The sequence below is a fragment of the Enterococcus devriesei genome, from assembly GCF_001885905.1.
In the GTDB taxonomy this organism is placed as follows: domain Bacteria; phylum Bacillota; class Bacilli; order Lactobacillales; family Enterococcaceae; genus Enterococcus_A; species Enterococcus_A devriesei.
This window is the reverse complement of record NZ_JXKM01000004.1, coordinates 87,705-104,707: the sequence shown is the minus strand read 5'-3', so window position 1 is coordinate 104,707 and position 17,003 is coordinate 87,705. Positions and strand designations below refer to the sequence as shown.

The window sequence follows — 17,003 nt, the reverse complement described above, 5'->3', positions numbered from 1 at the left end:
TTGCTTTTTTTTTAGAGCTTTTTCCAATGATAAAGGGCGGTTTCGAAATCTTGTTTTATTCGTGGAATCAGAATTCCCGCTTGATTTAATTCGGCACCGCTATAACAGTTCTCTGTTTCAGTGTCTTGGTAGATAGCGTCTGAATCTAGATAAACCGTTTTTAAGTAATGAATCGGAACAGCAGGCTGGGCCAGGCCATTTGAATAAATCAGTAAGGCTTCTTGGTCATTTTTGAAAAGCCAAGCACTGGCAAATTGAGTATCTGGGGCTTGCAAACGATAAAATTCACCGAATTGTAAGAGCTGACGATGCGCTTTGTAAAAATTGATTTGCTCTTGCATTGAGCGTAGATTGTCTGCTGACTGTTTCATTAAATCCAATTCATATCCAAAATTTCCGCTCATAGCAATCCAGCTTCTAGTAGAAAAGGGAGTCAGCCGCCCGACTTGATGATTCGGGACGTCAGATACATGGGCGCCCATCATAATTGGCGGATACAAATAGCTATAGCCATATTGAATCTTCGTTCGACATAAAGCGTCAGAGTTGTCGCTTGTCCAAGTTTGCGGCATATAAGCCATCATCCCAGGATCAAAGCGACCGCCGCCGCTGGAACAATTTTCAAATAAAACGGTCGGAAAGTCAGCCGTCAGCGTCTTTATTACGCGGTACAAACCTAAAACATAACGATGATGGCTTTCTTTTTGCTGATCCGCAGGCAGTAAAGTGTTGCCGACCTCCGTCAAATGTCGATTCATATCCCATTTCACATAATCAATTTGACCGCTAGCTAGCTGTTTTCCTAGCTGATCAATCAAATAATCTTGAACTTCTTTTCGGCTAAGATCGAGGACGAGTTGTCTGCGGCCTTCAGTCATAGGGTAGTCGGAAACGTGAAGAGCCCAGTCGGGATGTTGCCGGAACAGTTCACTTTCTTTTGAAACCATTTCCGGTTCAAACCAAATCCCGAATTTCAAGCCCATTTGGCGAATTTCTCGTGCTAAACTTGAGAGACCTTGCGGTAGCTTTTCTCGATTTTCTGACCAATCTCCAAGAGAAGAGGTATCATCATTCCGCTTGCCAAACCAGCCGTCGTCCAACACAAAAAGCTCGATGCCAAGCTCTTTAGCTTGTCGTGCTTGGGTTAGCAACGCCTCAGCCGAAAGGTCGAAATAATTGGCTTCCCAAGTGTTTAATAAAATCGGTCGTTCCTGTTGGCTGAATTGTTCAGGAATCAAATATGTCTGATACAAACGATGAAAAGTTTGGGACATTCCGTTGAAGCCATCCTCACTATAGTTCATGACAACTTCCGGTGTTTGAAAGGAGTGATCTTGTGTCAGTTTCCATTCGAAGGTTTCGGGTTGAATCCCGATTTGAACGCGGCTAGAGCCATATTGTTCCACTTCGACTTGGGCGGTGAAATTTCCGCTATAAACAAAATGAAAAGCAAAAACTTCACCGGTAAATTCGGTTGTTTCTGGATTTGCTAAGGCTAAAAATGGCTGATGCTGCGGACTGCTGGTGCCTCGAGAACTTTCGATTTTCTGGATTCCCGGATGTAAAGCTTGCCGATGCAGCGTCGCTTCATTTGTGTGGGCGCCATTTAAAGTAATCAGATCAAAATTCCAACGAGGAAGATCCAGCATTAGCGAGCCGGCATTTTCTAAATAAACGGGTGTATCCTTTAAGTTTCGGTAGCGGGCACTTCGCGTAATCACAGGGAAGTCCTCATATAAGTTATAAACCAAAATCATTTCCAACTGTTGGATAGAATCAACTAGCCGAATTTCTAAGGTTGTTGTCTTGGCTGAACGGACACTAGGTAGACCAGTCAGTTCCTTTTTTCCGTTATAGATATCAAAATCTTGAAAATGGAAATCAGTTACATTGTGGCCTTTTTGATTACGGATCTGATAATTCGCGATTCGATGATCTCCATTGCCTTGGGTACTTGTTTCCATCGGAAGAGCGTTCAAAGAAAAGGTTCGATCCGCTGGTATTGGATTAGTCGCAAAGCCACGATCAATTCGTTGCAATTCATTGCATCCATGATAGCTGGATAAAGCTTTTCCAAAATAGCGATGGGTAAGATATTTCCCTTTTTCGATTCCTATTACATAACTAATTTCGTGATTCTTCAAGTGAAAAAACTGTTGCTTTTGATCAAACGAAATAGGCATGGTTATTCATCCTCTCCTGTTTTATACTAAAAGCATAAGGGAATAGAAGAAGCGTCACAAGAGAAAATAATTTTCTGGAGGGTAAAAAATTGCAAGATTTCTTTCTTCAATTTTATTATTTGGATCATCAAAATCTGCCTTTTATCAAAGGCTTAGGGAAAGGTCAGGGCGGTGAGGAATATTACTGGGATAGTAGTAATCGAAAAGATCATCAAATCATCATGCAATACACTTTATCCGGGACTGGGTATTTTTTAAGTAGTGGAAAGAAGCAAACGTTACAAAAGGGCGATTTCTTTCTAGCTGAGACTCCTGGAAAATTTGCTTATTATGGCACGGATTGGTCCTTTTTATATCTTGAATTTTCACCAACTATTCGTCAATGGTTGCCGACACCAAGCCAGGTCTTTCAACAAAGCTCTGATAAATTTTATCAGCAGCTGCAAGGACTGTTTGAACAATTCCAAAACCAGCCAGACCTTTCTTTACTGGAAAATGCACGACTGACCTTTGATTTTTTCTTGGCTTTAAAACAAGAGATGCAGCTGCTGAAGGTCGAGCAAAATCCGTTAGCCAAAGAGCTCAAAAACTATTTAGAAAATCATTTTTCTGAAGATATAAGCTTAGAAATGTTGGCAAAGCCATTTAAACTTTCGACTTTTAAGTTAATCCGTTTGTTTGAAGAGGCCTATCACTATCCACCAATGGCTTATTTGCGAAAATATCGAATATCAAAGTCGTTAGAGCTTCTCTGGCAAGGAAAAAGTGTAGCGGAGACTGCCGCTGCTGTTGGCTTTAGTAATAGCAATTACTTTGCGAAAGTTTTTAAAGCGGAGATGGGAATGACGCCTACTGAATATAAGGAGATAGAGCGGATTTAACGTCACACCTATCAATTTTTTCTTTAGAGATTTGCCAAAAGATGACTGTGTCACTGATAGAAACAAAATTTTTCCATTATTTAGATTGTTCTTCTATCTGGCTGGACATCTGACGGAGCTGAATAGATTCCGGCAAAATCATCCAAATCAAAATAGAAGGTGAAGTGAAGGTTGCTTGGCGATGGATTTCGTCGAATAGCCTTCTATTTGTTCGTGCTTAGCTAAGTAAAAGCCAAACCACAAGTGCAATAGAATATTAAATCTGATTATTAGATTTTTCTAATCTTTAAATGATTTTCTTCTTTCCGTTGTTAATCCATAGTGAAAGAACCAATAATTCAGAAAGGAGTAACCCAGAAATGCAACGAATATTCTCTGCCGTTTTTCTTGAGTATTTAAGAAAACCAACAAAGAATTAAGCATATAATAGAGTGAGTTTTAGCATGTTTTAAAAAGTTGAAAAAGTAAGCGGGTGAGAAGAATCAAAGATTATCTAATTATCTTAAGAATCAAAAGAGGAGACGTGGATGCATGGGAGCAGCTGGTTGAGAAATATTATGACCAAATTTATCAGTATTGCAAGCGGCACTTTTTTGGCAATCATGTGTTAGCAGAGGATCTGACGCAAGACACCTTTATGAAAGTGATCAGTAAGATTGATTCTTATCAGTTCTCAGGCAGCTTTTTCAATTACCTATACACAGTGGCCGTGAATACTTGCAATAACTTTAGCAAACGGCACAAATTAGATGAATCAAGTTTTGATGAAGCCTATGATTTATTGCTAAACGACCAAACCAATGAACCGGTGATCTTGGATGAAAAAGCTCAGATGATTCAGCAGGCATTGGATCATTTGCCAGAATACCAACGAGAAGCCGTTATATTAAAGTACTACCATGAGTTGAAGGTGAAGGAAATTGCCAAGATCACCAATGCCAGTGTGGCGACGACCCAATCACGAATCTATCAAGGCCTAGTAAAAATGAAACAAGAACTGGAAAAGGAGGACATTTCTTTTGAATAAACAGATCAAACCGAAGGATGAATACTCAAATCGCGAAAAGATCATCATTCAAGGCACCAAACAAATGTTGAAGAATCAAGTTCAGCAAGTTTCGTATAGTCGTTTGTTTTTTTCTTCGATACGATTTATCAGCTGGAAATTATGGTGTTTGCAATTTGTCTTAGTAGGGCTTTCGTTGGGCTTTTTGGTCTCAAAAAGAATGGACTTCGAGCTATTACTGAAAGGCTTGACTGGATTGGTTCTTTTTTCAGCGATCTTTTTTGCAGATGAAGTTTTTAAAAGCTATACAACCAGAATGTGGGAACTGGAACAGACTTTTAAATATGATTTAAAGCAGCATACGGCGATGAAACTACTAGCTTTTGGTATTTTTGATTTGCTATTTATTTTCTTTTTGGCTCTCGCAGCGGGACACTTTTTTTCCGGTTCATTTTTTCAATTCGCGTTGTTTTTACTAGCTCCATATAATGTTTTTTGTATTGTATTGTTTTCAGTTTTTACGCTCTTTAGGAATCGACTAACGAATATTGTGCTGTGGAGTACGTCGGGGATTTTAGTAGCAGCTGCGATCATCGTTTCCAGTCTGGTTAATATTTATCAAGTACCGCTATTGTATTGGGGGATCGTCTACAGTTTAACACTGATGGGATTAATCGGATTAATTAAAAAAATGCTGGCGATCACACGGGAGGGATCATTTTATGAAATTGAAAATTAAAGGGATCACTAAAAGCTTTGACGGAAAAAAAGCATTAGATACTATCAATATGACGTTGACTCCTGGCGTGTATGGTTTACTGGGGGCAAATGGATCTGGCAAGACGACCTTATTCAGAGTGATCTGTGGTGTGATCAAGCCGGATGAAGGAGAGATAACCTATAACGATCAGGATATTTCAGTAAATAGCGAAAGCTTTCGCTCAATTCTCGGTTTTTTGCCCCAAGATTTTAGTTACTACGCGGAGTTTTCAGGGCTGAAATTTATGCTTTACATCGCAGCGTTAAAAGGATTAAGAGGAAAAGTTGCTCAGCGCAGATGTCAAGAATTATTAGATTTAGTGGGATTAGCAACGGAAAAAAACAAAAAAATCAAAAAATATTCTGGCGGAATGAAGCAGCGCTTAGGGATCGCTCAAGCACTGATCAACGATCCAGAGGTCCTGATTCTTGATGAGCCAACTGTGGGCTTAGATCCGAAAGAACGGGTTCGCTTTCGAAATCTGATCAGCTCGTTATCGGAAAACAAAATCATTTTTCTATCGACTCATATTGTTTCTGATGTGGAGTACATTTCGGACGAGGTACTAGTGTTGAATCAAGGCGTGATCCAAGATCGGGGAACCGTTGAGAAGTTATTAATGAATGTCCAAGCTAGTGTCTGGGAAGTCAAGACGACCCAAGCGGATAGCTCTTTCTTTTACGGAAGCTATCCCATCAGCAATCAAAAATACGAGGGAGATCAGGTTGTCTTACGAATCATCTCAGCTGAAAAACCAGCCGAAAATGCAATCGCGGTCCAAGCTAGTTTGGAAGATCTATACCTCTATTATTTTCGTAAGGAGGAGGGGAATTAATGGGAATCCTGAAATTTGAGTTTATCAAAATTTTTAAAAACAAATCATTTATTGGTGCGGGAATCATCATTCTAATGAGTCTTTTCGCCTTATTTTATATCCAGTTCTTTAATTCTCAGCTGACTGGCGGTCACTCATCCTTAGACAGCCGCAGTTCGATTGAAAGAAATCTGAACTTTGCAAAGGAGTATCAAGGAGAATTAACTGATGGCAAAGTAAAGACGATTGTTTCTGATTACTTAGATATCTATCGGGAAAAAACACTGGCCAAAAGAGATTATTTTGATTATTTTCAATGGGCAGTCGTGGATACTTTTACCGTCCCTTCCAGAAATGAAAATATCTATAATAAAATGTTGGAGGCAATAGAAAAAAAGGAGCCTTACACGATTGATCAGGTCAATCTATTGTCCATGAAAGAGGTCGGCTTCAAAAAGACGGACTTTCCGATCAAGATCGGGAACTTTAAGACTTGGTCTGATTTATTTAAAGTCACAGCCGGAGCCTTTATTCCTGTCGCTCTTTTCGTGATCCTTTTTTGTTCCTTGCTCTTTGCCAATGATACGACTAAAAATATTCTACCACTGCTTCTTTCGACGAGATATGGGCGGACGAAAATGATTTCTTCGAAGCTTTTAGTAGGAACTCTGTTAACAATCGGAACGTTTTTAATGGTGCAGGGAATTATTTTGGTAGTCTTTGGCAGTTATTATGGATTCAGTGGTTGGGACGTCAGTGTGCAAGCCAATCTGGACTGGAAGATTTTTGATTTTCCATTAGGCTGGACGAATTTGCAAGCTTATTTGTTTGGGCTAGCTTTTCATTTGATCGGTTTGCTTTTCATTGCGGGAATCACGATGTTCATCTCAAGCTTGAGCGGCTCACCATTTAGCGCATTAGCGATTTCTTTAGGAATCTTCTTTCTGCCGCAAGTGTTAACCAATGTCTTTTTGGCAGGTATCCCTAATAAAATTCTCTATCTGTTTCCCATCAACACCATGTCAATTGATAAAGTCATGCTTTGGATGAGTCGCGATAATCTCTTCTTCTTCCATTCATTCCTTGCCAACATTGCCTTGACTGTAGGAGTCATGTTTGTATTAAAAATCGTTTTTGATGGTGTTACTTATTTCAGGATGAAACGGTTGAGTGTGGCGTAAAAAATAAGCTGCCCAGTATTATATCGCACTCGGTAGGGTGATTTTAAATGGACCCAAGCAGATATCTACTCTTCTCAAGTTGATCGGTCATAGCTCGTTTGAAAGAGACAAATTGAAATCCATAAGCTTGTAACATTGATACGAACCAAAAAAGACAAAGCAAGGTCTTCACGATCTTACTTTGTCTTTTTTATGGAATAAGCACATTCACGTCCACAAATCATTCATGGCATCTCGTTTTTTCTTGCCAGCGATATGGGTGTAAACCGTTGTAGCGGAAGTGCCTGATTGGCCTAATTGTTCAGCGACTTGGACCAAAGAATTGGTTTTCGTGTACAACTGGGTCGCAACCGAGTGACGTAATTTATGGGGCGATATCTTGATTTTGAAGGCTTCGGAATATTTCCCTACCATGGCCTCGACAGCTCCACCGGCGATCCGTTTGGCTTTGCCTCGATAACGGGTCAAAAATAAGGCAGGCTCATTTTCATCGGGCTGATAAAGAATATTACGCTGAGCTAGGTATTCTGTCAAAAACTCGATCGCAACTGAAGAGATCACAACCATGTCCCATTTTCCGCCTTTACGATAGACCCGAGCTTCCCCAGCGGCTAAATCTAAATCTTGGACATTCATATTGACTAATTCAGATAGGCGCATACCCGTTCCTAAAAAGAGTCCGATGATCGCCAAATCACGGATTTGATTCTTTTTAAAAGCCGTAATCGCTTGACGACTTTCAAGAGTTTCCAGGTAGCGATGTTCAACAAAATCAAGAAAATCCAGCGCTTCTTCGTCTAAAAAAAGTTTCTTCTCAATGGCCGCACCTCGCTCGGCCATGGTTTTATTATCCTTGACATTTGCGACTTTTCGCATCATATTGTGTTCAAGATAAGGTTTGCCGGTAGTGCGATCAACTGCTTCAGCTAAGTAATTAAAAAGTGAGCGGACGGCGGTGATACCCCGTTGAACGGTGGCATTTTGCCGTAAGGGCAGAGACTGTTCACTTTCTTCTAAGCGTTTTTGGGTGGATTCTTTTAAAATTTTCGGAGCTTTAACTAAATGGGCTTTATAAAATTCCAAATCCTCCGGCCATAACGCCGCGAATTCAGCTAGCGTGACTTCTGACAATTCGGTGGCTGAAGAAAAGCCTTCTTGAATCAGCCAAGTTAAAAAGCGTCGATATTCTTTGGCATATTCATACAAAGTGATGGAAGAGTATTGGTCTCCGCTTTTTTTACGGAAATAATTTTGGATGAACCAAGGGAAAAATTGAATTTCCTCCTCCATTCGGCGATTGGCTTCTTGTTGATTCATTTACGACAGCTCCTTTGTATGAAAAGTATAAATCAGAAAAAAATAGTTGTCCATTTTTCGAGAGAAATGAGGGTGGAATCAAGCTATACTAAGAATCTAAGGAGGGATGGGTATGATAACTGCGAAAGAAAAACAGCAGGAGTATTACCAAGCCTTGATCGAAAAGGATCGAAATTACGATGGCATCTTTTTTGCAGGGATCAAGACGACAGGGATCTTTTGTCATCCGACGTGTCGCGCACGAAAACCTAAAATGGAAAACTGTGAGTTTTATCAAACCGCGGAAGAAGCGTTATTGGCAGGCTATCGCCCTTGTAAAATTTGTCAGCCGCTTTCTTTTCCCCAGGCGATTCCTGAGGAGGTTCAGCTATTAGTCAAGGCGGTTGAGGAACAGCCAGAAAAACGCTGGCGGGATTCGGATTTTGCGGCACTGGGCTTGAACTCGACGACTGCTCGCAGAAAGTTTAAGGCCATTTATAATATGACCTTTGTTCAATATGCTCGTGCTCGGCGGATGGGGCTGGCCTTCAAGGAGATCAGTCATGGCAGTAAAGTGATCGACCAGCAATTGGACACAGGCTATGAATCCTCCAGCGGGTTCAATGATGCTTTTACGAAAATCATGGGAAATTCTGCAAAGAAAACCGCGGTGCACACCTTGAATGCGTCGTTTATCGCAACACCGCTAGGAAGAATGCTGTGTCTGACCGATGATGCTTATTTATATTTATTGGAGTTTGAAGATCGGCGAGGACTGGAACGTGAAATCGCAAGCTTACGGAAGAAATACAATTTCCGCATTATCTATGGTCAAACAAAGTTAAACCAGCAAGTTGAGGAACAAATAGGTGAATACTTTAATGGAGAACGGACTGAATTTTCATTACCGCTGTTTTATGATGGCTCACCATTTCAAAAAGAAGTCTGGAAAATTTTAGAGACGATTCCCATGGGAAAAACTTTGAGTTATCAAGATATCGCACTACGTTTAGGCGATAAAAATAAAGTTCGCGCGGTGGGGCGGGCCAATGGGTTGAACAAAATCGCTATCGTGATCCCTTGTCATCGGGTGATTGGTCGAGATGGCAATTTGACCGGTTATGCGGGCGGCTTGGAAAGAAAACACTATTTGCTTGAGTTGGAAAAAGCACAAGTAGTTTCTCACAACAAACAATAAAGGAGCTGGCTAAAAAAGCCAACTCCTTTTTAAGCGGATTGAAAGATCAGCAGGACAGCTAACAAAAAGAGAAATAAAAAGACCGCCATCACGCAATATATTTTCCTTTTCAAGCCACCGACTTGCTCGATTTCTGCTGAAGACATACTACTGGTTGTTTTTCTACGGGAGAATAGATAGAGCAGAAGGCCTTCGCCTCTTTGTCCACCGGCTGCAATGAGTGACCAAAATTTGGGATTTTTGATCCCGCGGCTTTTTGCGTCAATTAAAACCAATGAGTAGATGTAGTAACACATCAACACGGCTGCAATGATAAAGCCGAGCATGAGAAAAATCATGATAGCCATTATATTCATACGATCAGCTCCTAAATTTTCTTAATGATCAAATAAAACAGTGACAACGTATTTAGCCCAATCAGCGCAAAAATCATAAATAAAAAGGTCTCACTCATTGATTGAACTAGCATCAAGACCACCATCAACGCAACATTCACCAGCAACATGCCAATAAAGAGTTTGAGAAAGTGATTCACCACCGTATTTTCTTGTAAATGTCTAACCATCTTTTGATCTCCTTTCAATAATTCGTCCAATGACAAGGCATAAAGTTCTGATAAACGAATCACTCGCTCGATATCAGGATAGCTGCGTCCATTTTCCCAATTAGACATGGTTTGACGCGTGATCCCCAACGACTCAGCCACTTGATCTTGCGTTAAATTTAATTCATTTCGTCGAGCTTTTAAGCGTTCACCGACTTCCATTTGGTACACCTCCATTTTCATCGAATATTACCTGAAAAGAAATCAAAAAGCGTTTCCGCTCACGTAAAAAAGGCTTCACTTAAGAGTAAAAAAGCTTTTACATCTGCTTATTACAATAATTATAGCAGATGGAGGGAGGTAAATTAGATAAATTTAATGGACTAAAAATATCGCATATGAAATTAGTGGATTTCACTCAAAAATAAGTTTAGCAGCAATAAAAAAAACGGTCTCCAAAAATGGACACCGCCAGATCTTATTTTGCTTTCTTAAAGGTAATTATGTTTGAAAAGAATCGCTTTTTGTCCATGAAAAAGGTTTGCAGTCTGGTGTTTTGTTAGAGCCAGAAATGATCTTGACCGATTCGAAGTTTATCGGGAACATCTAAATTATTTGATGTAGAAAAATTTCATTGCACCCTTTGGTTTAAGTACGCTACAATTAATTTCGGAAACAGCCAATTTATTTGCGCCATTCAAGCTTTTGAGTATTTTATTGATCGTCATTTTATTAGGGATCTTTTTTCATAAAAGACGGACACCGATCGCGATTTATTATTCCAATTCAATCATACGCTGCCAAGTAAGCAAGAAGAAAAGGCAAAAATCTTAGCGGAATTGTTAGGCAGTTTTGGAGAGGGCTCCTATATCGAGCCGCCATTTCAAGCCAATTGGGGCAAGAATACGTATTTTGGTAAAAATGTCTATGCTAATTTTGGTTTGTCTTTAGTCGACGATACGAAGATCGAGATCCAAGATGAGGCTATGATTGGGCCTAATGTGACCCTGTGTACTGCAACCCATCCTTTGTCACCAGAGCTGCGTTTGAAGAAAGCCCAATCCAATTTACCAGTCAGCATCGAGAAAAATGTCTGGTTAGGTGCTGGCACAATCGTTTTACCAGGGGTCACGATCGGTGAGAATTCCGTGATCGGGGCAGGGAGCCTTGTTACTAAGGATATTCCACCTAATGTTCTGGCTTATGGTACGCCTTGTAAAGTTATCAAAGCACTTCCTTAAAGTAGAAATCGGAGTGAAGGTCGATCTAACGGGATCGGCCTTTTTTGATGAAAGTTTGAGTTAAGTATAAGAATATAGAAAATAAGTCGTAAATCCCGTCACTAAGCGTTGGTTTTCCCAATTCAAAATTTATAATAGGAAACGATAGTCAATGGAAAGGGATTTAACAATGAGAATTTTACTGTGTGAAGATGAAGATAAAATGCGGGAGTTATTACGTAAGTTTTTTGAAAAGGCGGGCTATTTCGTCACTGAAGCTCGAGATGGCGAAGAGGCGCTGGAGGCTTTTTATACTGAAAAATTTGATCTAGTCGTGCTGGACTGGATGATGCCAAAGTTCAACGGAATCGAAGTGGTTCAGCAAATGAAACAGGAGCGTGCCGTCAAGATTTTGATGCTTACTGCGAAAAATTTACCGGAAGATGAAGTGCAAGCCTTGGTGACGGGCGTCGATGATTATTTAGCCAAACCTTTTCACGCCACTGTTCTGCTAGCACGAGCGGCAAAATTATTAGGAGTGATTCAACAAGATCTTAGTCAGCCGTTAATATTTATCCCGAACGAGCAACGCGTCTTACTAAATAGTGTGGCATTAAGCTTGACCAAAAGAGAATATGAAATGCTGTATTATCTTTATCAAAATCAAGGCCTGGCGTTGACCCGTGAACAGATTCTTCTCTCTGTCTGGGGGGCCGATCACGAAAATGATGAAAGAACGGTCGACAGTTTTATCCGTATCTTGCGAGACAAGATCGGCAAAGCTTATATCCATACTGTCTATGGCACGGGGTATCGCTTTGAAATTCCGCAAAAATAGCTTGACCGGCTCCTTTATCCGAAGAACGGGAATCATTTTTATCCTGCTGGTTTTGTTTGGAGCCCTTTTTTATCGCTGGATCTTTCCGACTTATTATTATTGGAAAATGGAACAACCCGTCAAAGCAACCCAAAAACTGATTCAGCAAGGCAGCCATCATTATCCAAAAGATGTGGTGGTACTCACGTTTGACGAGCAAACAACCAGCTCCGAAGAATTGACAGATGAGCTTTCTTTTCGCTTGACCCGCGAAGGCATCTCCCTCAATCGTTTCTGGGTCGATCAGTCAACTCTTAAACAAACACAGGCTGGTCGTGCAGTCCAGCGATTATACAATCAAACGAAACAGAAAAGTGATTTTTATACGATTTTTCTTACTCATGGAGACAGCTTGTATTTAATCGGTACGAGTATTCCTGATTTCAAGGCCGCGATCCATACGTTGCTGCCGATCTTAGTCGTGGCAACGTTGATCTTTTTGATTTTATTGTTTGGCCTGGTGGTCCTGCTGGTGCGGAACCAGATCATCAAGCCCATCACGCGCTTAGAACAAGCGACACGGCAAATATCGGCTTTGGATTTTACGGAATCTGATATTCAAGAAGAAAATGAGCTAAGCAGCTTGAGCCAGTCCATCAGCCAGATGAAAGATTCATTGCAGCAGCACGAGCTGGAATTGTTAGAACGGAATGATCGCTTGAAGGCTTTTTCGGCCAACCTTGCCCATGAGCTGAAAACACCCTTATCCGTTATTCAATTACTCGTTGATGGGGAAGAAATGGGACTGGAAAATCCTGATTTTCTAAGTGATATCAATCAACAGCTGATCGATATGAATGAGTTGGTCGCAAATATTTTAGCCTATAGCCGGCAGTTAAAAGAAGAGCTGACCTTTGAAACGATTGCTATTCAAGAACTAGTAACCAAGGAATTGCAGCAGCAACGGATCATTGATCCGAAATTTCAAATTGATTCGGTCATAGAGCCCTGTGAACTTCAGACAAATGAATCTATGCTGCGCATGATCGTCTTGAATTTAGTGACGAATGGGATGAAATACAGCTTGGATCAACACATGAAAATTACCGGAGAAAAAAAGCAGCAGTATTACCAGTTAATTTTCGAAAATTCGGCGTCAGAAATATCGCAACAGCAGCTTGCTCAATTAGCTGAGCCTTTTGTTGTCGGTGAAGCCTCGAGAAACAATCATTTGTCAGGCACCGGCTTAGGGCTTTCCATCGTGGCGCAAAGCCTCCAACTCTTAGGCGGGAAGCTGACCTTACAATCTACTGATGGACGCTTTCGAGCGACAATTAATTTACCTAGCTAAAAATAAATAGCGCAAAGGAGGTGTGACAAAAGTCTGATCACATCTCCTTTTTCTGAATAAACGGCGTTCCAGGCGTGGCTTCTGTAACAGCCTTTTCTTTTGCACAAGTTTTGCATAATTCTTAGTTATTCTTTGTTTCATGGAGGCGAAATAGATGAATAATAAGACAAAACGAAAAGTCATTATTGTCAGCTTGACAATCGCGTTACTGCTATCGGGCAGTGCACTAACTATCATGGCTGTCAAAGATAACCTTCGGGTAAATCGAACAGAATTTAAAATCAAACAGAAAGGAGCAGACGTATGATCAAGAAAATTGTGATTGGCGTGTTTTTACTGCTGGCGGCAGTTCCATTTTACGCCTTTAAGATCGAACCAAATTTGGCGATCGTTCATCGCTTGCAGTTGGGTGAATCCTCGCTACCAAAAGAATTGAAGGTGCTGCAATTATCAGATATTCAAGTTTCTGATAGTTACGCTACGAATCGTTTAGACAAGGTGATCCGTAAAGTCAATCATGAAAAACCGGATATAATTGTTTTCACTGGCGATCTTTTTGATAATTACGCTAAGTATCAACACGAACAAGAAATCATCGAGAAGCTTAAAGCCATGAAGGCAACCATTGGTAAATTTGCGGTTTGGGGCAACCACGATTATGGCGGTGGCGCTGCGACTGTTTATGAACGAGTCATGAACGCTGCAAACTTTGAGGTATTGAAAAATGCTGGGGAAACGATCACACTGACTAACGGTAAAAAAGTCTTTATCGGTGGTCTGGATGATTCGTTGCTAGGGAATCCTTCGGTAACGGAAACATTGACTTATCGGGAGAAATACGATTATTCGATTCTTTTGACTCACGAACCAGATGTGGCAGATAAATTTGTCGGAACCAATACCCAATTAGTTTTAGCCGGGCACAGCCACGGCGGCCAAGTTCGCTTGCCTTTCTATCAAGTAAAAAATATACTGGCTGAAAAATATGTTCGTGGATTATATGAATTAAGCGATCAGACAAAATTGTACGTCAATACAGGCCTTGGTACCACGTCAATCCATGCTCGTTTTTGTGTACCGCCGGAAATTTCGGTTTTTCAGTTGCGGTTTTAATCAGGTGCTGATTAGGAAGACATCAAGTGTCCATTAATAAGTATAGCAAGTTGAGCGAGAACGTTTATAAGGGAGCAGAGCTTAAAAAAAGCCTAGTCTTGTTACGATATTTCCCCTATTTATTTTTGTACAAAAACAAAAATGATCGCTCCGATAAACCAAAAAATGCTGAAAACGATCATATCTCTTAGCTTTATTCCGTGATTAATGAAGAAGGAAAGGAGGTAAAAAGGTAAGATAAATGGCGCTCTGCTCAGTATTCCAATTCCAAATCTAAAAATAGGGATTTGCCATCTCGGCTGCTCCTTTTGTTTTTGGATGAAGGGGTCAAATAGCATGTCATTGCTCCTTTTTTAAGTTATTTTTCTGGAACTCAGGGGAGGGGCTTCCTTTTATTGCTGACTTCCCAATACTCTCGCTAAAGTAGTGCTTTTGGCCCAAGAGCCTAATCCTTCAAAATAAAGGGCCTCTAATTCATTCCATTTATTTTGTGAATCATCATCTAGTTTTAGTCCATTCAAGCCAATTTCTATATTTATTTTTTGGAGCAGATCATGCAGCAAAGCTTTAAATTGCAGCCCATGAATCTTTGGCGCAGACAACTCGATGATAGCGGACTTTAAGATAGAATAAACTTTAGTAGCCGTAGCTTCTTTAGCTAAATTCTCTTCGATTCCTTGAAGTAACAGCAGGACTTTTTCTTCAGCAGCGTTTCCCATTTAGTTCAGCTCCTTCTTCTAATCTTACTCTGGAACATCGTTCACTGAGCTTGGTAAAAAGCCTCAACCCTTTGTTTTATACCAGCGATATCGGTCTTAGCAATTTCTACATAACTGATTGGCAATGCCTTAGTTTGAATCACCTTAGGAATATACGGCGTATCCATTTCATTAAACACGATAACATCGGATTCAGGGACTGAATTAGTAAATGTATCTAGACTGATAAAGCTGACTTGCCAATCGGGAGCGAACGCTTTGATTAATTCGGTTTGAAAATTTTTTGCTCTATTCCAAAGAATACCAGACCCGCTGCTTTTCAAGATCGTTCCGCGGGCATTCACGGAATAAATATAAGTAATCGTTTTCATTTCAACTTCCTCGTTTCTGTCCTAACTTCTTTGAAGTGAGTATACCTCTTTGCTGTCATAGTTTAAACAGATAAAACGCTCAGCTTTCAATGCTAATTTACGGATAATTGCCTATTTTTAAGGAGGTAAGTAGTGGTTAGTAAATTTGATTTTTATCAGTGATTTTATAGTCAAAAAAAGAGGACAAAGTCGATCATGATCGACTTTGCCCTCTTTGTTGATTGTTTCTTATCTCGGAAAGTAGGTAGTGACATAAGCATCCACGGCTTTCATCGCCGCGGCGACATCTTCTGCTGTCACTTCGAAAGGCATTTCATGAATCGTTTCCCCTTCGATTGTTGCTTGCTCTCCGATTTTTAGTAAATCCTCATAGGAAGCGTGAGCTAAATGCATTTCTTCTAAGGTCGTCGGCAAATCAAGCAATTGATAGAGCTCGATATAATCATCCAATTCATCAGAGTCCGCATTCTCCAACATAAGTTGGGTGAGGGTGCCGTACGCGACTTTTTGTCCGTGGGAAAGATGGTGGATATCGCCATCCATGACGGTAAAGCCATTATGAATCGCATGAGCCGCGGCTAGACCAGCACTTTCAAAGCCTAATCCGCTTAATAATGTATTGGCTTCGACGATTTCTTCAAAAGCTTTGGTTACGACATGGGCTTTGTTGGCTTCAATCGCCTTTAAGGCATTTTCAAATAATATTTCTTCGGCTTTAACAGCGATTGCCATGCCAGCCGCTGTTTGAGAACCCCCCGCCATGGTTTGCCCATTTTTTTGTGCGACTGCCCGTGCTTCTACTAACGTGGCCAACGCATCAGCGATCCCATCTGCTAACAATTCTGCTGGTGCGTTGACAATCACTTCCGTATCGACTAAGACGAGATCGGGATTTTTATCGTAAAAACGATATTTTTCAAAATTACCTTCTGGTGAATAGATCACCGAAAGGGCCGAAGTCGGTGCGTCAGTTGAAGCGACTGTTGGCAGCACCGCCAAGGGCAACTTGAAATCATCCGCAATCGCTTTACCGGTATCAATGGCTTTGCCTCCACCGAGTGCGACAATCACTTCGATATCCTCATCTTTTGCCTTTTTACTGATCCGTTTGATTTCCTTTTCCGATGCCTCACCACCGAAAATTTCTTCGATCGGCTTCATCTCATTTTCTTTCATTCGCTCAAATAAATCTTTTCCGACAATTTCCCACACATCTTCATCGGTGATCAACAAGGCAGTTTTTCCGAGGGTCTTAATGTATTTGATCCCTTCTTTGAGCATTCCTTTGCCTTGAATATAACGCGACGGACTGGCAAAAATTCTTTCCATTTTATCGACCTCCATTGATTAATTACTATCTAGTGTGGCATAAAATGAAAGTGATTTCAAAAAATCCGACTTATAAATCATCTTTTGTGAATAAAATATTGTTAAAAAATGACCATTTTAGATTTGGCGCAATTATTTTTGGGTTAAATTCGCCACCCTAAAATCGCTTTTTTAGTCATTATAATCCTTTTATTGTCGTGTTTATTTTAGAGAGACAAAT

At 40.5% G+C, this 17,003-nt stretch carries 17 protein-coding genes and 1 pseudogene; 11 read left to right on the top strand and 7 right to left on the bottom strand.

The genetic code is table 11. The features are described from left to right. Positions 1–11: 11 nt before the first annotated feature. Positions 12–2,183 carry an alpha-galactosidase gene (locus RV00_RS07075; RefSeq protein WP_071861904.1) on the bottom strand — a complete coding sequence of 724 codons (2,172 nt, stop codon included), beginning with the start codon at positions 2,181–2,183 and terminating at the stop codon, positions 12–14. 89 nt (positions 2,184–2,272) lie between these two features. Between RV00_RS07075 and RV00_RS07070 the strand changes: the two genes are divergently transcribed. The 5 genes from RV00_RS07070 to RV00_RS07050 all read left to right on the top strand — a co-directional run bounded on the left by RV00_RS07070 (position 2,273) and on the right by RV00_RS07050 (position 6,825). After that, positions 2,273–3,064, top strand: a complete 792-nt coding sequence (locus tag RV00_RS07070; RefSeq protein WP_071861903.1) for an AraC family transcriptional regulator — start codon at positions 2,273–2,275, stop codon at positions 3,062–3,064. Positions 3,065–3,536: 472 nt separating this feature from the next. Further along, positions 3,537–4,091 carry an RNA polymerase sigma factor gene (locus RV00_RS07065; protein ID WP_071861902.1) on the top strand — a complete coding sequence of 185 codons (555 nt, stop codon included), beginning with the start codon at positions 3,537–3,539 and terminating at the stop codon, positions 4,089–4,091. Next, complete coding sequence (locus RV00_RS07060; protein WP_071861901.1) at positions 4,084–4,809, top strand: hypothetical protein; 726 nt, start codon at positions 4,084–4,086, stop codon at positions 4,807–4,809. Before RV00_RS07065 ends, RV00_RS07060 begins: the two co-directional genes overlap by 8 nt. After that, entirely contained in the window at positions 4,793–5,665 is an 873-nt protein-coding gene (locus RV00_RS07055; protein WP_071861900.1) for an ABC transporter ATP-binding protein, read from the top strand. Before RV00_RS07060 ends, RV00_RS07055 begins: the two co-directional genes overlap by 17 nt. Next, complete coding sequence (locus tag RV00_RS07050; protein ID WP_071861899.1) at positions 5,665–6,825, top strand: ABC transporter permease subunit; 1,161 nt, start codon at positions 5,665–5,667, stop codon at positions 6,823–6,825. The genes RV00_RS07055 and RV00_RS07050 overlap by 1 nt, the downstream gene beginning before the upstream one ends. A 207-nt stretch (positions 6,826–7,032) precedes the next feature. Here RV00_RS07050 and xerS read toward each other — a convergent pair whose 3' ends face one another. Further along, positions 7,033–8,142 (bottom strand): tyrosine recombinase XerS, encoded by a 1,110-nt coding sequence (gene xerS / locus RV00_RS07045; protein WP_071861898.1) that lies wholly within the window; start codon positions 8,140–8,142, stop codon positions 7,033–7,035. 112 nt (positions 8,143–8,254) lie between these two features. On the opposite strand from xerS, the gene RV00_RS07040 reads away from it, so the two are divergent. Continuing rightward, positions 8,255–9,319: a bifunctional transcriptional activator/DNA repair enzyme AdaA gene (locus RV00_RS07040; RefSeq protein ID WP_071861897.1), complete on the top strand. Its 1,065-nt coding sequence runs from the start codon at positions 8,255–8,257 to the stop codon at positions 9,317–9,319. A 29-nt stretch (positions 9,320–9,348) separates the two neighbouring features. Here the strand turns inward: RV00_RS07040 and RV00_RS07035 are convergent, their stop codons facing one another. Together RV00_RS07035 and RV00_RS07030 are read right to left on the bottom strand one after the other, a co-directional pair. Beyond that, positions 9,349–9,675: a hypothetical protein gene (locus tag RV00_RS07035; protein WP_084133254.1), complete on the bottom strand. Its 327-nt coding sequence runs from the start codon at positions 9,673–9,675 to the stop codon at positions 9,349–9,351. An 11-nt stretch (positions 9,676–9,686) separates the two neighbouring features. Continuing rightward, complete coding sequence (locus tag RV00_RS07030; protein ID WP_071861896.1) at positions 9,687–10,085, bottom strand: helix-turn-helix domain-containing protein; 399 nt, start codon at positions 10,083–10,085, stop codon at positions 9,687–9,689. A 545-nt stretch (positions 10,086–10,630) separates the two neighbouring features. Here RV00_RS07030 and RV00_RS07025 point away from each other — a divergent pair. From RV00_RS07025 to RV00_RS07010, 5 genes and pseudogenes are all read left to right on the top strand, one after another. Continuing rightward, positions 10,631–11,104, top strand: a pseudogene (locus RV00_RS07025) (sugar O-acetyltransferase); the annotation flags it as partial. A 169-nt stretch (positions 11,105–11,273) separates the two neighbouring features. Then, the gene (locus RV00_RS07020) at positions 11,274–11,921 is read left to right on the top strand and encodes a response regulator transcription factor (protein ID WP_071862151.1); all 648 of its coding nucleotides are present in this window, start codon (positions 11,274–11,276) and stop codon (positions 11,919–11,921) included. After that, positions 11,902–13,251: a sensor histidine kinase gene (locus RV00_RS07015; protein WP_249024075.1), complete on the top strand. Its 1,350-nt coding sequence runs from the start codon at positions 11,902–11,904 to the stop codon at positions 13,249–13,251. Before RV00_RS07020 ends, RV00_RS07015 begins: the two co-directional genes overlap by 20 nt. 154 nt (positions 13,252–13,405) lie before the next feature. Beyond that, positions 13,406–13,558, top strand: coding sequence for a hypothetical protein (locus RV00_RS16370; protein WP_169818932.1), 153 nt, complete (start codon positions 13,406–13,408; stop codon positions 13,556–13,558). Continuing rightward, complete coding sequence (locus RV00_RS07010) at positions 13,555–14,364, top strand: metallophosphoesterase (protein ID WP_071861894.1); 810 nt, start codon at positions 13,555–13,557, stop codon at positions 14,362–14,364. Before RV00_RS16370 ends, RV00_RS07010 begins: the two co-directional genes overlap by 4 nt. 392 nt (positions 14,365–14,756) lie before the next feature. On the opposite strand, the gene RV00_RS07000 is transcribed toward RV00_RS07010, so the two are convergent. The 3 genes from RV00_RS07000 to RV00_RS06990 form a co-directional block, all read right to left on the bottom strand. Continuing rightward, positions 14,757–15,083, bottom strand: coding sequence for a hypothetical protein (locus RV00_RS07000; protein WP_071861892.1), 327 nt, complete (start codon positions 15,081–15,083; stop codon positions 14,757–14,759). A gap of 41 nt (positions 15,084–15,124) precedes the next feature. Continuing rightward, complete coding sequence (locus tag RV00_RS06995) at positions 15,125–15,454, bottom strand: hypothetical protein (RefSeq protein WP_071861891.1); 330 nt, start codon at positions 15,452–15,454, stop codon at positions 15,125–15,127. Between the two features lie 228 nt (positions 15,455–15,682). Next, on the bottom strand, positions 15,683–16,783 hold the full coding sequence (locus RV00_RS06990) for a glycerol dehydrogenase (protein WP_071861890.1): 1,101 nt from the start codon (positions 16,781–16,783) through the stop codon (positions 15,683–15,685). Between the last annotated feature and the right edge of the window lie 220 nt (positions 16,784–17,003).

Bases quoted from the DNA above. Each gene is read 5' to 3' on its own strand.
- RV00_RS07075 (WP_071861904.1), bottom strand. From the start codon at position 2,183: ATGCCTATTTCGTTTGATCAAAAGCAACAGTTTTTTCACTTGAAGAAT.
- RV00_RS07055 (WP_071861900.1), top strand. From the start codon at position 4,793: ATGAAATTGAAAATTAAAGGGATCACTAAAAGCTTTGACGGAAAAAAA.
- RV00_RS07050 (WP_071861899.1), top strand. From the start codon at position 5,665: ATGGGAATCCTGAAATTTGAGTTTATCAAAATTTTTAAAAACAAATCA.
- xerS (WP_071861898.1), bottom strand. From the start codon at position 8,142: ATGAATCAACAAGAAGCCAATCGCCGAATGGAGGAGGAAATTCAATTT.
- RV00_RS07040 (WP_071861897.1), top strand. From the start codon at position 8,255: ATGATAACTGCGAAAGAAAAACAGCAGGAGTATTACCAAGCCTTGATC.
- RV00_RS07035 (WP_084133254.1), bottom strand. From the start codon at position 9,675: ATGAATATAATGGCTATCATGATTTTTCTCATGCTCGGCTTTATCATT.
- RV00_RS07030 (WP_071861896.1), bottom strand. From the start codon at position 10,085: ATGGAAGTCGGTGAACGCTTAAAAGCTCGACGAAATGAATTAAATTTA.
- RV00_RS07020 (WP_071862151.1), top strand. From the start codon at position 11,274: ATGAGAATTTTACTGTGTGAAGATGAAGATAAAATGCGGGAGTTATTA.
- RV00_RS16370 (WP_169818932.1), top strand. From the start codon at position 13,406: ATGAATAATAAGACAAAACGAAAAGTCATTATTGTCAGCTTGACAATC.
- RV00_RS07010 (WP_071861894.1), top strand. From the start codon at position 13,555: ATGATCAAGAAAATTGTGATTGGCGTGTTTTTACTGCTGGCGGCAGTT.
- RV00_RS07000 (WP_071861892.1), bottom strand. From the start codon at position 15,083: ATGGGAAACGCTGCTGAAGAAAAAGTCCTGCTGTTACTTCAAGGAATC.
- RV00_RS06995 (WP_071861891.1), bottom strand. From the start codon at position 15,454: ATGAAAACGATTACTTATATTTATTCCGTGAATGCCCGCGGAACGATC.
- RV00_RS06990 (WP_071861890.1), bottom strand. From the start codon at position 16,783: ATGGAAAGAATTTTTGCCAGTCCGTCGCGTTATATTCAAGGCAAAGGA.